Source organism: Natrinema sp. LN54 (genome assembly GCF_052439245.1).
Lineage (GTDB): Archaea > Halobacteriota > Halobacteria > Halobacteriales > Natrialbaceae > Natrinema > Natrinema versiforme_A.
In genome coordinates this window covers 63,549-78,954 of the sequence record NZ_JBQVRP010000007.1, presented here as the reverse complement: position 1 = coordinate 78,954, position 15,406 = coordinate 63,549, and the positions used below count along the sequence as shown (strand labels likewise).

The window sequence follows — 15,406 nt, the reverse complement described above, 5'->3', positions numbered from 1 at the left end:
GTCGGCGCTCGAGCCGAGCGGGTGATAGAATCCCCTCAGAACTCGCGACTGAGTTCCGACCAGAAGTCGTGTTCCGTCGAGTGGTCGATCTCGGCACGCAACTCGTTTGCGTCGTCGAGGTCGATCGAAACCCGCTCGAGATTGGCGACGTACCGGGCCTTCTGATGGCGGCCCTCGCGGACGCCGGCGGCTTCCTCGACCAGTCCGGCCTCCGTCAGGCAGTCGAGTTTTCGGTAGGTCGTCGAGAGCGGGCGATCCGCTGCCTCGGCGATGTCGTCGACGGTCATCGGGTCCTCGAGCACCGCGATGATCTCCCGGCAGGCACCGTCGTCGAGTGCGGCGATCACGCGCTCGAACTCCGGGGAGCCGTCGGACGAGGAGAACTCGAGGGACATTGGGTGCAGCCACGTTAGGAGCGAGGCCTAAAGACACGTTTGGTTGGGGGTGTCACTGGATGGCCGCGACCCGACACGGAGGGAATCGGATGGAGCAACTACATGTGCGACGGGGCCGACGGACTCGGTATGAGCGACGATCGAACGCCCGAATCCGCGGTCGAGAACACGCCGGGGCAGGGCCGAACGCCCGAGGCCGAGGGAATCGAACCCGCCGCCCCCGAGGAGTTCGGCCTCGTCCAGGTCTGGTGGGGAGACGGGAAGGGAAAGACGACGGCCGCCCTCGGCATGGGGATGCGGGCCGCGGGCCACGGCTACCGGGTCCACATGCTCCAGTTCATGAAAGGGGGGGCTTCGAGCGTCGACGCCGTCCGCGGCGAGTACAACGCGATGGCCGCGCTGCCGGGGATCAGCTACGAGAACCTCGGCCACTACGGCTGGCACGGGATGGCAGACGGCAGCGACGAGGCAGACCACGAGGCCGAGGCCCAAGCGGGCCTCGAGCGCGCCCGCGAGTTGCTCGAGGCGGCGAGCGACGCCGACCTCGACGCGCCGATCGACCTCGACGCGCCGCCGGAGGCGGGGATGCACATGCTGATTCTGGACGAAGTGCTCTACGCCGCTGACCGCGATCTGGTCAGTGAAGACGACGTCCTCGATCTCATTGAACGGAAACCCGACGACCTCGAACTCGTCGTCTGTGGCAGCCACGCCGAGCCGACATACCTCGAGGATCATGCCGACCTGATCACGAATGTTAGAAAGGTGAAACACCCGATCGACGACGGCCAGCGGGCGCGACGCGGGACCGAGTTCTGATCACGTCACTGCAGCAACCCGCGACGGCCGGCGGCGACGCCGACCTGTTACTATTCGCCTACCACCACAGTTATGATCAAATCCTGAGAACGAATCGCTGTTCAATGGGTGCGATTCACGTAGACGGGCTGCGGAAGTCCTACGGTTCCGTCACCGCCGTCGACGGAATGGAATTCGCCGTCGAGCGAGGGGAACTGTACGGCTTTCTCGGCCCGAACGGTGCCGGCAAGACGACCACGATCCGAGTGCTGACCGGCCAGATTCAACCGGATGCGGGCGACGTCTCAGTCCTCGAGACGGACCCGGTCGCGGAGCCGATCGAGACGCGTCGGAACGTCGGTATCCTGCCGGAACAGGGGTCGCCGCCGAGCTTTCTCACGCCCCGCGAGTACCTCGAGTTCGTCGGCGAAGTGCGCGACCTCGAACCGGAGCGGGTCGCCGAGCAGACCGCCGCGTGGGCCGACCGCCTCGGATTCGAGAGTAAACTCGACACGCTGCACACCGACCTCTCTCGAGGCCAGCAACAGAAGGTGATGATCGCGCAGGCGTTCGTCCACGAGCCCGACGTGGTCTTCATCGACGAGCCGCTGGCGAACCTCGACCCGCTCGTCCAGGAACAGGTCAAACGGTTCCTCGTCTCCTACGCGGCCGGCGACAACGCCGTCTTCGTCTCGACGCACAACATCGACGTCGCCGAGGAGATCTGTACCCGCGTCGGCATCGTCGCCGACGGGCAACTCGTGACCGAGCGCTCGCTCGCGGACGACGACGGCGACGAGTCGCTGCTCGAGGTGTTCCTCGACCGCGTCGAAGGCGAGGACGCGCGAGATACCCCGACGCTCGAGCACGTAGACGTATGACGGAGGCCACGACTCCCGAGCAGGTCGGGACGGGGACGGGAGCCGGCCTCTCGATGCGACGACTGCTCGCGGTGCTCTTCCGGGAGGAGTGGCGACTCCACACCCAGTTGTTCGGCGGTTGGCGGTTCGCGCTGTTCCCGTTCGTCATCGCACTGCTGGCCGTGAGTGGGACCGTGGCGCTCGTCGAGACCGGCACCGCGACGGAGACCGTCGTTGGCGGCCTGCACGTCCTCGCCTTCGGGTTCGGGCTCTACAGCGGCACCGCGGGTTTTGCCGGCTCGGACATGCTCGAGAACGTGTTCGGCCGGCTGTCGCTGCTGCTCTCGTCGTCGACGACGCTGCCGCTCTCGCGCCGGCGGCTACTGGGCGCGTTCCTCCTGAAGGACGCGCTGTTTTACGGCGTCGCGTTCGTGTTGCCGATGGCGCTGGGGAGCGTGGCCGTCGACGGCCTCTCGGCGACGACGCCGCTTTCGGTCGGACTGTTCTGGCTCTCGCTGTGTCTCGTCTTCGCGGTCGGGATGGCGACGACCGTCGCGCTGATCGCCGTCCGCACCCGCGGCGCGCCACCGTGGGCGATCGGACTGGCGATCGCGGTCGCCGTCGTCGGGATCTGGGTGATCGGCGGGCTCGGCACCCTCCGATCCGTTCTCGTTCCGATCGACGGCTCCCCGGTCACCGCCGGCGGACTGGCCGCCGTCGCCCTCGTCGTCGCCGCGGGGTCGCTCCTGCTGTACGATCCGACCTACGGCCGCCCCTCGCGGACCGCGACCGACCGGTTCGCCGGGCTCAGCGAGGCCCTCCCCATCGACAACGCAGCGCTCGTCACGAAGTCGCTGCTCGATCTGGCGCGCTCGTCGGGCGGCGTCTGGAAACCGTTCGTCTCGGCCAGTATCCTGCTTGCACTCGTGGCCGCGCTCGTCGGCGTCGTCGACTCGATCACCGGCATCGCGCCCGCGCCCGGAATCTTCTTCGGCGGCGTCCTCGGCCTCTCGGCCTTTACCACGTACAACTGGTTGACCCAGTTCGACTCGCTCGAGGCCTACCTCACCTACCCGGTCTCGATCGAGGACGTCTTCCGCGCGAAGCGGATCGCGTTCGTCCTGGTCGGCGCGCCGACGGTCGCCGTGCCCTATCTGGCGGCCGTGCTCTGGTTCGAGGCCACGCTGCCCGACGCCGTCGTCGGAGCGGTGTTGCTGGCCGGCTACGCGCTGTACTACTACGGTCTGACCGTCTACATCGCCGGCTTCGATCCCAACGAGTTCCTCTTCGACGCCGTCCGCTTCGCGACGTTCACCCTCGGCGTCGCCGTCGCGCTCGTGCCGACGCTGGTCGCCGGCTTCGTCGTCGTCCCGCCGTCGCTCGAACTCGCCGCCGGTCTCGGCGTCGCCGGGATCGGGCTGGGGGTCGTCGGGATCGTCCTCTCGAGTCGCGCCGGGCCGCGCTGGGACGCGCGGTATCGCAGCGGCTGAGGACGGCGGATCGAACCGATAGGACGATACTACCGGCCGTACGAATACGTCCCAACGCGGATGACCAGAACCCTTCTCGTCGCCGGAACCGCGAGCCACGTCGGCAAGTCGACGGTCGCCGCCGGTCTCTGTCGGCTGCTCGCCGACCGCGGCGTCGCCGTCGCCCCGTTCAAAGGCCAGAACATGAGCAACAACGCCCGCGTCGTCGTCCGCCCGGAGGGCGGCGAGGGAGCCGACGACGGGACCGGAGCGAGCGCCGACGCGCGATGGGGAGAAATAGGCGTCTCCCAGTTCGTACAGGCTCGAGCGGCCCGAACCACGCCGACCACCGACTGCAATCCCGTGCTCCTCAAGCCCCGGGGCGACGGCGAGAGCCAACTGGTGCTGCAGGGCGAGGCCCACGATCACGTCCCCGCCGGCACCTACTACGAGGAGTACTGGGAGCGAGCGCGCGAGGCCGCCGAGGCGTCCTACCGCAGGCTGGCGGCCGACAACGACGTGGTCGTCGCCGAGGGTGCGGGCAGCATCGGCGAGATCAACCTCCACGATCGAGATCTCGCGAACGTCGAGACCGCCCACTTCGCCGACGCCGACATCCTCCTGTTGGTCGACATCGAACGCGGCGGGGCCTTCGCCAGCCTCTACGGGACCATCGAACTCGTCCCCGACGCGATCCGCGACCGTATCGTCGGCGCGCTCATCACGAAGTTCCGCGGGGATCCGTCGCTGCTCGAGCCCGGTATCGAGGAGATCGAAACGGAGACCGGCGTCCCGATTCTGGGCGTGTTACCCTACGACGACCCCGGACTGCCGGAGGAAGACAGCGTCGGCCTCCCGGGCAGCGAGGAACGAGGCATCGTCGGCGACGACGACGGCGTCCCGGACGACCGCCGCATCCGGATCGCCGTCCCCCGACTCCCCCGAATCTCGAACGCGACCGACCTCGAGGCGCTGGCGGCCGAACCCGGCGTCTCGGTAGTCTACGTGCCGGTCGATGGCGACCGGCGGGGCGACCCGCTCGCGGGCGTCGACGCCGACGCCGTCGTGGTGCCGGGCACGAAGAACACCGTCGACGACCTACTGGCACTTCACGAAGCCGGGTTCGCCGACGCGCTCGCAGCCTTCGACGGCCCGGTCGTCGGCGTCTGCGGCGGCTACCAGATGCTCGGCGAGCGGATCACCAACGCCGCGCTTGAGGGAACGGGCGAGGACGACGTCGTCGACGGATTGGGATTGCTGCCGGTCGAGACCCGCTTCGAGGGCGACAAGCGCCTCGAGCGGACGACGGTTCCCGTCGACGGCACCGCCTCGCCGCTGCTTTCGGGGGCCGACGGCTCCGCGTCGGGGTACGAGATCCACGCCGGTCGGACGCGGGCGCTCGAGGATGTGAACCGGCCGCTCGGCGACTCGAGTGCGGCCGCCGGGTGGGTACTCGGAACGTATCTGCACGGTTTGTTCGACAACGAATCGGTGCGGACGGCGTTTCTCGACGCCGTTGCGAAGAGGGCGGGCGTCGACCGGCCGACAGCCGAGGAGTCGTCGGCCTCGTCGATGGCGGGAGACGAAACCGGATCGACGCCGTCCGACCGGGCGGCACGGCTCGTTCGCGAGCACGTCGACCTGGATGCGCTCGGCGAGCCGTTCGGAGCAAGAGATGGAGAAGCGGAGTGAGTCGATCTGCAGCCGATAGAGCATCTCCGGCGGTGTCCGACTGATTACGCCGAGTCGCCGCGGTAGGTGCCGAGCAGTTCCTCGAGGATGATACACTCCTGATCGGTCTCGTCGTAGTGGGTATCGATGAACCGTTCGGCGGCCTCGTAGTTGCCGCGCAGACCGTGTTTTCGGACGTTGATCACGGCGTCGAGGAAGAACGTGCCACCGTCGGCCCCGAGCGCTTTGGCGTGGTCTTCCTCGCTGATATCGAGTTCCGTCTTGATCTCGTCGAAGTTGAAGGTCTTCACCTCGTGGTCGGAATCGATCAGGGTGAGCACGTACTCCGCGGAGAAGCGATAGAACTCGGACTTGCTCTCGAACATACCGTCTTCGACGAGTGCGTCGATCTCTTCGACCACGTCGTCGGGGTACCTGACGGTATCTTTCGCCATGTCCCGACACTGCTCGCTGCTGACTAATTATTGTTTCTACTGTTCAAAATATGTGTCTGTATTCCGATGTGTCCGATCGCGGCACAGCGAGTGCGCAGTTGCGATCGATTCGACGGGTCCGTATCGAGTCTCGAAACGGAACGAACGTTAAAGGGCTCGGACCGGGTTCACTCGAGTGAGTTGGTGTAATCGACGTGTATCCCGGCGTTCTCCTCAGTTCCCTCCCGTGGTGGATCGCAGCGCCGCTGATCCAGCTCGCGGTGCTGGTGTTCGGGATGGCGCTCGACGAGACCTACGTCAATCGAACGACGGTGTTGACGGGCGCGATCGCGGTCCAGATCCACGGCTTCGTCGCCGGTGATGTCGGACTACTGGTCGGTCTCTACGCCGATATCGGCCTGCTCGTCGGCGCGTACGGCGTGTACGCCTACGTCCTCGACGCCTACGTCGGGAACGCGTTTCGGCTCGTCGCGTTTCTCGTCTACTCGCCGCTCTCGGTCTTCCTCGTGATTCTGACGGCAGGACCGACGCTGTTCGGGATCGAACCGCTATTCGTCCCCGCGCTCGCGCTGGCCGGCTACGGAAACATCCGGCTCCGGGAGTATCTGTCCCCGAGCGATCCCTACTACTTCGGCCCCGAATCGGAGGCGGCGTTCGAGTCCGCCGTCGAAGCCACCGCCGAAACGGACGCAGGGTCGGGAACGGGCGAGCACGCGACGACGGGGACCGATACCGCAACCACGGGGACCGACGCCGCAACCACGGAAACCGACGCCGCGACGCCGACTGAAAGCGACACCGGGACAGCGGCCGCTGCGAGTGCTGACGGCTCGGATCCCGACCCGTTCGCCGAGGCTCGCAACGACGGCGGGACCGACCGTCCCGCCGGCGAACCGGCCGCGGCCGCCGACTCGAGCGAGCGGGGGATTCTCCCCGAGTTCATGCGCCGGCTCTGATCAACCGGCCGCCGAGTCACAACCGGCGGCTCTGCTCCGTTCGCGCCCACCTGCAGCTTTATTATTTCGGGCCCCGAATCGCGGTACGTAATGGCAGACGAAGCCGAACTCCGCGAGCAGATGATCGACGCCTTCGAGGACGCCGACTATCCGGTCTCGGGGCCGATGGATCTCGTCCCGGCGCTGCCGAACGGTCCCGGGACGACGTTCGAATCCGGTGACTTCTCGATGACTGCGATGGAACTGAACACCAAGACCTCCGGCGGTGACTTTCCGTACGAAGACGTCGAGTCGCTCGTCGACGACCTGCTAGCACAGCTCCGGGAACGAGGCGAGTTGTGAGCCGGCGGCTCTCGGACGGCGGTTCCCGACGGCGTCCCGTCGACGGGTGAGGAACGACCAGCAGGCTTTTATTCCGAATCCGCGTTGATAGAACGGAGCGCGGTGACGGACGGAAACGACCGAAGCCGAGCAAACAGGGGGTAACGGATGAACGGGACACACCGATCGGAATCGATCGTCGTCGTAACGGACACTCGAGTCGGAGAGAGCTATCTCCGGCCGCGCCTCGAGAAGGCGATCGAGCACGACGTTCGAACGGTCCCCGCATCCGGCGACCTCGAGAGCGTCCTCGGATCGGTGCCGTCGAACGCGAACGGCGATGCCGACGATGCGACCTCCGAGGGGAGCGAGGCGGAGGTGTCCGACGGCGGCGAGGCCACGTCGGCGGACGCGTCGTCGGCTGACGGCGCGACGACATCGGCCCCGCCGCGTGCCGTCGTCCTCGAACTCGACTGTCCCGGCGAGATACAGACGGTCCTCCAGCGCGTCCACGCTGTGCGACCGGACCTCTCGACGATCGTCGCGCCACGGGAGGGCAGCGAACGGCTCGCTACCGTCGCGCTCAGGGCGGACGCGACGGAGTACGTCCCGACCGAACGCGACGAGGACCCGATCGATCGGATCGTCTCGACGGTTCGGTCACAACCCCAGCCGCCGTCGGACGGCGACGACGGCCGATACCACCGCATTCTCGCCAACGAACTGCCCGACGAGGCCTTCGTCATCGGCGAGGACGGCACGTATCTCGAGGCGAAGGTCCGACCCGACTCGGCCGACCTGTACTCGACGGCCGTCGACGAGCTTCCCGGAACGCAACTCGAGGACGCGTTTCCCGATCAGGTCGCCGCGAAACTGCAGGACTGTCTCGATCGGGCGATCAGGACCGACGACGTCCAATCGGTCGAGTACGACGCGAAGACGACCGACGGCCGCCGTCGGTTCGAGGCCCGCGTCGTCCCGATCGACCAGCGAATTCAGGGCCGACGGGCCGTCGTCTGGCTGGCACGAGACATCACCGAACGGGTCCGGCGCGAACAACAACTCCGCTCGCGACAGGACCAACTCGAGACGCTCAACCGGATCAACGCGGTCGTCCGGCAGGTGATCGAGACGCTAGTCGAGGCGCCGGCCCGCGACGCCATCGAAGACGAGGTCTGCGAACAGCTCGTCGACTCGGAGCTGTACTGCGGGTCGTGGATCGCCGAGCGGACCGGCGACGGCCGACTATCCTTCCGGACCGGAGCCGGCGAGGCCGAGACCTACCTCGACCGCGTCCGCGACCTCGACGGCGACCACGAGCGTCCGGCCATGCGGGCGATCCAGACCGGCGAGATCCGGACGACGAACCGGATTCTCGAGGACGAGGCGGTCCCGGAGCCGCTACAGGAAGCCGCCCGCGCGGACGATGTCCGATCCGCAATCGCCGTCCCGATCACCCACGAGGACGCGACCTACGGCGTTCTCACCGTCCTCGCGAGTCGAGACGACGCGTTCAGCGAACGCGAGCGGGCCGGGTTCAGGCTGCTCGGCGAGACGATCGGGTTCACTATCATGGCCGTCAAGAACCGCCAACTGCTCTTTGCCGACACCGTCGTCGAACTCGAGTTTCGGATCGACGGCGGCGACACGTTCGCGTTCGATCTCTCCGAGGAGTACGGCTGTACCTGCTCGCTCGAGTGGGCGGGCACCACGGCGAACGGGCGGACCTTTCAGTACGTCACGATCGACGGGCTCGACGGCGAGACGGTCCTCGGGGCGGCGAGCGAGCACGAGTCCGTCGAGGAGTGTCGACTCATTCACGACGGCGAGGAGGGCTGTACGATCGAGATGCGGCTGGCGAAGTCGGGGGTCCGGACGCTCACGAATCACGGCGCGACGATCCGGGATGTCACGGTCGAGAACGGCGTCGGGACCTGTCTGGTCGAGGTCTCCCAGGACGCCGATGTCCGAGAGATCGCGGAGGCGCTGACGCTCGTCTACGAGACCACTGAACTCGTCGCTCGGCGGGAGGTCGATCGACCGGTTCGGACGGCGGCCCAGCGCAGAAACCGGATCCTCGATCGGCTCACCGACCGCCAGCTCACGACGCTGCGACTCGCGTACTACGGCGGCTTCTTCGACTGGCCGCGCGAGAGCACCGGCGAGGAGATCGCCGAGGCGATGGACATCTCGCCGCCGACGATGCACCAGCACCTGCGGAAGGGGCTCAAGGCGATTCTCGGCGAGTTCTTCGAGAGCGGCGGACACAGCTAGCCGGCCTCGAGGTACGTTCCGTCGGCGGCGACTGCGCCGAGCGAGTCCGCGGACTCCGGAGGTCGTAGGACTCACAGGGCGATTTCGGGAGGAGTTCCGTCTGGAGTGACTCTCATGTTTTCTTAAAGATCGACCATATGAACCCCAGTAGCGATGCGGGAGACGACCGATCGATCGGCTAGAATGACGACCGTTCGGGGGACGCAGTTCGGCCACAGATCGCGGGTGGGGTCGCCGTGGTAGCAGTACCGTTCAGGGCCCTCTTCGAGGGGTCGAATAACCGGTACTACACCGACTGGCAGGTCAGGCGGCGGCTGCGGACCGGCGCGTGGGCGCTCTGCATGCGACAGCGAGCGCCGGACCGGTGGCTGGTCGAAACCGAAGCCGAGGCGTTGCTCTCGCTCGCGCCAATCGAGCCCGCCGAGTTGCCGACCGGGGTCGAAATCCGCGTCGCCGACGGCCGCGCTCGAGTCGTCGATCCTCGAGACAGATCGCCTGCGACGGGGTCGAGTCGAACGGCTACCGACGAGGGCGAGACGGCACCGACCGAGAGGTAATACGTGTCGTCGTTCACCCGCGAACACTGGGCGTCGTCCGACCGATGTCGCCCGTGAAGCGTCGCGTGTTCCTCGGAACGGTCGGGTCGATGGCCTCGCTCGGCACGTTAGCGTACGCGACGCGCGGCCCGGACGAGACGCTCGCGGTCCGGATCTGGTTCTCGGAACGGGCCGCGACCTACGACGGGATCGCCGATCGCATCCTCGAGTATCTCGGGGAGGCGTTCGCCCTCGAGCACTGGACACTCGACGTCTCTATCGGCGGCTCCGTCTCGGTTTCGACTGAGGATGCCGCGCGACTCACCATCCGCGGCGAGTGGCCGAGGGCCGTCGCCGCGGGCACGCTCGGCCGCCGCGACCTCGAACCGGTGTCGGACGTCAACCTGCTGGTGACCGACGGGGAGATGGAACGGGCACCGACCGGATACGGAATCCCCCACATCGCCTCGGTCGGCGGGGCCAGACACATCGCCGCCCTCGAGTCGTTCGACGAACTGGTCGACGACGACGCGCGCTCGATCGTTCCGTACGCGACGCCGACGCGGTCGATTCAGGTGCTCGTCCACGAGATCGGACACGCGCTCGGACTGGAACACGAACACGGCGTCGCGTTCCGCCGCGATGGGGCGGTGATCGCGACGCCGATGCTCAGCAGCTACGCGTGGGATCCGTCGTACGATACGGACCGCCCGCACTGTGGGACGGCGATTCCGAGCACGGACGACCGAAAACGGAAACTCAGCCTCGCCTTTTCGTCGTGTGCCCGCCGCGAACTCGCGGCCTACGAGGGCGGGCTTTTCTCGAACGGCACCGCTCGGCGAGCCGACCGATCGCTCCCGGAGCGACGAAACGGGACGCGGTGACGACCGGCCGGCGACGGAATCGAGACGACGTCGAGTCGCTCGTCCCGTTACTCCTCGGTTTCGTCGTCGTCGTCCTCACCGCGGGCGAAACTGGCCTGTGGCTCGCCCTCCTGGTCCGTTCCGGCGTTTGGCCCTTCGATGAGCGCCTCGAAGTCGTCGACCTCGTCGTACTGATCTCGGTACACCAGCGCCGCTTTCCCCGCGGAGCTGATCTCGTAGAGCCCGGACCGCTCGGCGGGTCCGATCTTGTTGACGAGCCCGTAGTCCTCGAGCACCGGCAGTCTGGTGTTGATGTTCTTCCGGCTCTTTCCCGTGTGTGCAGCCAGATTCGTTGCGACGTTTCGTCCCTTGTCCTCGAGCGCCTCGAGGATCAGGAAATCAGTTGGTTGGCGGAGTTTCACTCTCGTTCACTCTCGTACCGGTCTATATTTCCAGTGGTAACTAATACTTTCGGCTCGAGACGTGCTGTTTTCGATGGTAATGGCCACCCACAATATTAAATGGGGACATAACGTATGCCCGATCGGGTGGGTCGAGCGACCCCCAGACGGATCCCCACCGTCGCAGTCGAACCGAGCCCGGTTCACGAACCGCTGCTCCCCGGTATCGGGCTCGGTCACCACCTGCCCGTACTCGGCTCCCACCCCACCCTACAGTCGTCCTCCTTCGTCGGACACCACACAGGAGCGAGCCGACGGCACGGACAATGAATCGGTCGAGCGAAGCCGGGACGACGCCACCGTCCCGACCGTCGGCGTCAATCGACGGTCGCGGTCGGGCCGGGACCGTCGACCAGTTCGGCACCGGTCGAGCCGAGCCACGAGAGAAGCGACGCGACCTCCGCGGGTGACTCGACTCGACAGGAGGCACTCGAGGGATCGTCGCCACCGACGCGGACCCCGATTCCGTCCGGTTCGACGGCCCGGAACGCCGACTCGTCGGTGACATCGTCCCCGACGTAGACGACGGTCGTCGCCGGCGGTTCGTCGGCCGCGATCAACTCGACCGCGTTCCCCTTCCCCCACGGGAAGTCCGGCCCGATCTCGAGGATCCGTTTCCCGGCCGAAACCTCGACGGCGTCGCCGCCGAACCGGTCGACCACCTCGCGCGTAATCCGCCGGGCGATCGGTTCGGCGGCCGGCGGCACGGACCGGAAGTGAACCGTTCCCGTCAGGCGCTTGTTTTCGATCCGGCAGTTCGGGACCGACGAGAGCGCGGTCTCGAGGATCGAGCAGAGACGGTCGATCCGGGTGGCGCGTTTGCGCGCGATCGGGTGGACGGCGACGGAGCCGTTACGGGCGAGTTCGAGCCCGTGGTTGCCGGCGTAGATCGCCGGGCCGTCGACGCGCTCGCGGACGTCCGCCAGCGCGCGGCCGCTGACGACCGCCGTCGTTATCGCCGGGGTTTCCGCGAGGGCAGCCACCGCGTCCCGGTTTCGCTCGGTCGGTGCCGCGGCGTCCGGATCCTCGACGATCGGCGCGAGCGTCCCGTCGAAGTCCAGACAGACGAGCAGTCCGGCGGCGTCCTCGAGCCGGTCCCGGAGTCGCGGCTTCCGCTCCTCGAGCGGCCGCGGCTGTGACTCGGTTCGGGCCATCGGCTACGCTGGCGGCGTCGGTTCTTTCGAGTCGGAGCCCGAGTCCGAGCCGGAGCCAGAGCCGGTTTCCGCGCTCGCGTCGCCGGGCCGCCGGTCGCCGTGGACGCGTCTGATCCAGTCGAACTGCGTGTCCATCCACGATTCGATGTCGCCGTTGAAGACGCGCTGGCGAAGCGTGTTCATCCGCCGTCGGCGCTCGTACGGCGGCATCGAGAGCGCGTGCTCGAGTTGGGACGCCACCCCGTCAGTGTCGGTCGGATCGATCGTCAGGGCGTGCGAGCCCAGCCGATCGTGTGCGCCGGTCCGATCGCTCAGCAGCAACGCGCCGTCGCCGTCGACGCTGGCGGCGATGTACTCCTGTGCGACCAGATTCATGCCGTCGATCAACGGGCTCACGACCATCACGTCCGCGCGCCGGTAGAGCGCATAGAGGTCTTCCTCGGGCAGGACGTCCTCGGTGTAGACGATCGGCTGCCAGTCGTCGGTCTCGAAGCGGCGGTTGATCCGCTGGACCTCGCTGCGAACGAGTTCGCCGTACTCCTCGTAGGTGTCGATCTCCGTGCGCGACGGCGTCGCCTTCTGGACGAACGTAAACTCGCCGCGCCAGTCCGGATTCCGCTCGAAGAACCGCTCGAGGGCCGCCAGCCGCTCGGGAATCCCCTTGCTGTAGTCGAGGCGGTCCAACCCCAGTCCGAGCATCGTTCCTTTCGGAATCCCGTACTCTTCGAACAGCGCGGAGAGTCGATCAGGGTCGGTCGACCGCGCTCCCCGGTCGTACGATTCGGCGTCGACGCCCATCGGGGTCGCGACGACCCGCGTCGTCGTCCCCTCGTATCGGACCGTTCGACGAGCGTAATCGACGGTCGCTCCCGGCAGGAACCGGTCGACGCAGTCCAGGAACTGATCGGCATACCGCTCGACGTGGAAGCCGAGCAGGTCGTTGCCGAGCAGCCCCTCGAGGATGTGACCGCCGGCCGGGCAGTGCCGAAACGTCGACGGCGACGGCCACGGGATGTGCCAGAACTGGGCGACGGTCGCGCCGGCGGGGACCGACTCCCGGATCATCCGCGGCGCGAGCGCGAGGTGGTAGTCCTGCAGCCAGATGACGGAGTCGTCGGTCGCGTGGTCGGCGACCGCCTCGGCGAACCGCTCGTTGACCGTCCGATACCACTCGAAGTCGTTCGATCGGTCCTCGATTAGGTCGGGAAACCCGTGACAGAGCGGCCAGAGGACCCGATTGCTGAAGCCGTAGTAGTAGGAGTCGACCGCCTCCTCGGAGAGATCGAGGCGGTGCAGCGTGTAGGCTTCCTCGTCCGGCGGGACGGCGACGCAGTTCCGCTCGTCCGTCACGTCGAAGTCGGCGTCGCCGTCGCCCCACGCGATCCACGTCCCGTTCGTCCGTTGGACCACGGGATCGAGGCCGGCCGTCAGGCCGCCGGTCGGTTCGTCGACCGTGATCGATCGCGTGTCGGTCGTCGAACGAGCGCCGCCGTCGGTCCCCGTTGGCGGGGAGCCGTCGCCGCTCGCGGAATCGGCGTCCGCCGCCGGAGCGTCGTCTTCGTACTCGTGACGATACGGTTGCCGGTTCGAAACCACGATCAACGAACCGGGACAGGTCGGGCCGCTCGAGCCGGATTCGTCGTCCGTTCGGCCGCGGCCGTCGGCCCGTCGCTGTCGTTTGCGTACAGTCGTCGACGACAACCGCTCGGTAACTCGCATTCGCTGAAATACCACAGCGTCCCCACGGGTTGCCTCGCGGCCTGCGATCGCTGGGGGGTTAATACGTTCCCGCTAGCAATCGCGGTATCCCGACTGTTCGCCCCGCGTGAGAGTCACCGCAGCGAGACCGAGCGGGGAGCGATAGATCACTCCGTACAGATCATCGCGCAAGCCCCGTCCCAACCAAACGTTGATTTTCCGCTCGAGCGAATCCTTTCCCATGCAATCCCCGTTCGATCGCCGGATCGCGGCCTGTCAGCGTCGACTCGAGCGCGCCGACGCCGATCTGGTCGTCTGCTTTCCGAGTCCGAACCTGACCTATCTGACCGGCTTCGAGGAATCGCCGTCCGAACGGCACCTGTTGCTGTTCGTTCCCGACACCGGTGATCCCGCGCTGGTCGCGCCGGCGATGTACGAGGACCAGCTGTCCGAGCTTCCGATTGCGGACCTTCGACTGCGCTGCTGGACCGACGCGGACGACCCGCTCGAGACTGCCGAGAACGTACTGACGGGCTATTCGCTCGGCGGGACGGAGCCGGCGACCGTCCTCGTCGACGACCGGCTGTGGGCGACGTTCACGCAGGATCTCCGGGAGCTACTGCCCGACGCCGAGTTCGGTCTCGCGAGTTCCGTCCTCGAGCCGCTACGAATCCGCAAGGACGACGTCGAACTCGCGGCGCTCCGGCGGGCCGGCGAACTCGCGGACCGCATCTCGCTCGAGATCCGCACGCGTGGGGACGACCTCGTCGGCATGACCGAATCGGAACTGGCGAGCGAGATCGACCGACTGCTCGTCGCAGCGGGCGGCGAGGAGCCGGCCTTCGAGACCATCGTCGCCGCCGGGCCGAACGGTGCCCGACCCCACCACCACGGCGGCTCGCGGGAGATCGAGGCCGGTGAGCCGATCGTCCTTGACTTCGGCGCGTTCGTCGACGCCGATCTCGAGGCCGGAACGGGCCGGTATCCCGGCGACCAGACGCGGACGATCGTCGTCGGCGAGCCGCCCGCCGAGTACGAGCGGGTCCACGACACCGTCAAAGAGGCTCAACAGGCCGCGATCGACGCGATCGAGCCGGGCGTTACGGCCGGGTCGGTCGACCGCGCGGCCAGAGCGGTCATCGAGGACGCCGGCTACGGCGACGCCTTCGTCCACCGAACCGGCCACGGGGTCGGACTCGAAGTCCACGAACCGCCCTATATCGTCGCGGGCAACGATCGCGAACTCGAGCCCGGCATGGTCTTCAGCGTCGAGCCGGGCGTCTACCTCGAGGGTCAGTTCGGCGTCCGGATCGAGGACCTCGTTGCGGTGACCGAGGACGGTGCCGAGCGACTGAACGACACGCCGCGCGGCTGGGAAACCGGCTGTTGAGCCGGGTACCGCCGCTGAGTGGTGAGCCACTGCTGAGTGGGAAGCCGCCGTTGAGTGGTGAGCCACTGTTGCGTAGGGAGTGACACGCTGCCGGCTCGAGGCGGT

The 15,406-nt window shown here is 67.3% G+C and carries 15 protein-coding genes; 10 read left to right on the top strand and 5 right to left on the bottom strand.

Annotated features, from left to right (window positions below):
• Positions 1 to 35 precede the first annotated feature (35 nt).
• Positions 36 to 395, bottom strand: coding sequence for a helix-turn-helix domain-containing protein (locus tag ACT4ML_RS18995; RefSeq protein WP_444722274.1), 360 nt, complete (start codon positions 393 to 395; stop codon positions 36 to 38).
• A gap of 129 nt (positions 396 to 524) precedes the next feature.
• Here ACT4ML_RS18995 and ACT4ML_RS18990 point away from each other — a divergent pair, with 129 nt between their 5' ends.
• The 4 genes from ACT4ML_RS18990 to ACT4ML_RS18975 all read left to right on the top strand — a co-directional run bounded on the left by ACT4ML_RS18990 (position 525) and on the right by ACT4ML_RS18975 (position 5,214).
• Entirely contained in the window at positions 525 to 1,214 is a 690-nt protein-coding gene (locus ACT4ML_RS18990; RefSeq protein ID WP_444722273.1) for a cob(I)yrinic acid a,c-diamide adenosyltransferase, read from the top strand.
• Between the two features lie 104 nt (positions 1,215 to 1,318).
• Positions 1,319 to 2,074: an ABC transporter ATP-binding protein gene (locus tag ACT4ML_RS18985; RefSeq protein ID WP_444722272.1), complete on the top strand. Its 756-nt coding sequence runs from the start codon at positions 1,319 to 1,321 to the stop codon at positions 2,072 to 2,074.
• The gene (locus ACT4ML_RS18980; protein ID WP_444722271.1) at positions 2,071 to 3,543 is read left to right on the top strand and encodes a hypothetical protein; all 1,473 of its coding nucleotides are present in this window, start codon (positions 2,071 to 2,073) and stop codon (positions 3,541 to 3,543) included. Before ACT4ML_RS18985 ends, ACT4ML_RS18980 begins: the two co-directional genes overlap by 4 nt.
• A 60-nt stretch (positions 3,544 to 3,603) precedes the next feature.
• A complete protein-coding gene (locus ACT4ML_RS18975; RefSeq protein ID WP_444722270.1) occupies positions 3,604 to 5,214 on the top strand; it encodes a cobyric acid synthase in 1,611 nt (536 codons plus the stop codon).
• A gap of 44 nt (positions 5,215 to 5,258) precedes the next feature.
• On the opposite strand, the gene ACT4ML_RS18970 is transcribed toward ACT4ML_RS18975, so the two are convergent.
• Entirely contained in the window at positions 5,259 to 5,648 is a 390-nt protein-coding gene (locus tag ACT4ML_RS18970; RefSeq protein WP_444722269.1) for a ribbon-helix-helix domain-containing protein, read from the bottom strand.
• A 194-nt stretch (positions 5,649 to 5,842) separates the two neighbouring features.
• On the opposite strand from ACT4ML_RS18970, the gene ACT4ML_RS18965 reads away from it, so the two are divergent.
• The 5 genes from ACT4ML_RS18965 (at position 5,843) to ACT4ML_RS18945 (ending at position 10,619) form a co-directional block, all read left to right on the top strand.
• A complete protein-coding gene (locus ACT4ML_RS18965; RefSeq protein ID WP_444722268.1) occupies positions 5,843 to 6,604 on the top strand; it encodes a hypothetical protein in 762 nt (253 codons plus the stop codon).
• Between the two features lie 90 nt (positions 6,605 to 6,694).
• Positions 6,695 to 6,946: an MTH865 family protein gene (locus tag ACT4ML_RS18960; protein ID WP_138244572.1), complete on the top strand. Its 252-nt coding sequence runs from the start codon at positions 6,695 to 6,697 to the stop codon at positions 6,944 to 6,946.
• A 147-nt stretch (positions 6,947 to 7,093) separates the two neighbouring features.
• A complete protein-coding gene (locus ACT4ML_RS18955; protein ID WP_444722267.1) occupies positions 7,094 to 9,199 on the top strand; it encodes a bacterio-opsin activator domain-containing protein in 2,106 nt (701 codons plus the stop codon).
• 236 nt (positions 9,200 to 9,435) lie between these two features.
• The gene (locus tag ACT4ML_RS18950; protein ID WP_444722266.1) at positions 9,436 to 9,756 is read left to right on the top strand and encodes a hypothetical protein; all 321 of its coding nucleotides are present in this window, start codon (positions 9,436 to 9,438) and stop codon (positions 9,754 to 9,756) included.
• A gap of 53 nt (positions 9,757 to 9,809) precedes the next feature.
• Entirely contained in the window at positions 9,810 to 10,619 is an 810-nt protein-coding gene (locus ACT4ML_RS18945) for a peptidase M10A and M12B matrixin and adamalysin (protein ID WP_444722265.1), read from the top strand.
• A gap of 47 nt (positions 10,620 to 10,666) precedes the next feature.
• Here ACT4ML_RS18945 and ACT4ML_RS18940 read toward each other — a convergent pair whose 3' ends face one another.
• The 3 genes from ACT4ML_RS18940 to ACT4ML_RS18930 form a co-directional block, all read right to left on the bottom strand.
• Positions 10,667 to 11,020, bottom strand: a complete 354-nt coding sequence (locus tag ACT4ML_RS18940) for a winged helix-turn-helix domain-containing protein (protein ID WP_138244576.1) — start codon at positions 11,018 to 11,020, stop codon at positions 10,667 to 10,669.
• 356 nt (positions 11,021 to 11,376) lie between these two features.
• The gene (gene otsB / locus ACT4ML_RS18935; protein ID WP_444722264.1) at positions 11,377 to 12,213 is read right to left on the bottom strand and encodes a trehalose-phosphatase; all 837 of its coding nucleotides are present in this window, start codon (positions 12,211 to 12,213) and stop codon (positions 11,377 to 11,379) included.
• A 3-nt stretch (positions 12,214 to 12,216) separates the two neighbouring features.
• Positions 12,217 to 13,932, bottom strand: a complete 1,716-nt coding sequence (locus ACT4ML_RS18930; RefSeq protein WP_444722345.1) for an alpha,alpha-trehalose-phosphate synthase (UDP-forming) — start codon at positions 13,930 to 13,932, stop codon at positions 12,217 to 12,219.
• A 220-nt stretch (positions 13,933 to 14,152) separates the two neighbouring features.
• Between ACT4ML_RS18930 and ACT4ML_RS18925 the strand changes: the two genes are divergently transcribed.
• Positions 14,153 to 15,301, top strand: coding sequence for a M24 family metallopeptidase (locus tag ACT4ML_RS18925; protein WP_444722263.1), 1,149 nt, complete (start codon positions 14,153 to 14,155; stop codon positions 15,299 to 15,301).
• Positions 15,302 to 15,406: the final 105 nt, after the last annotated feature.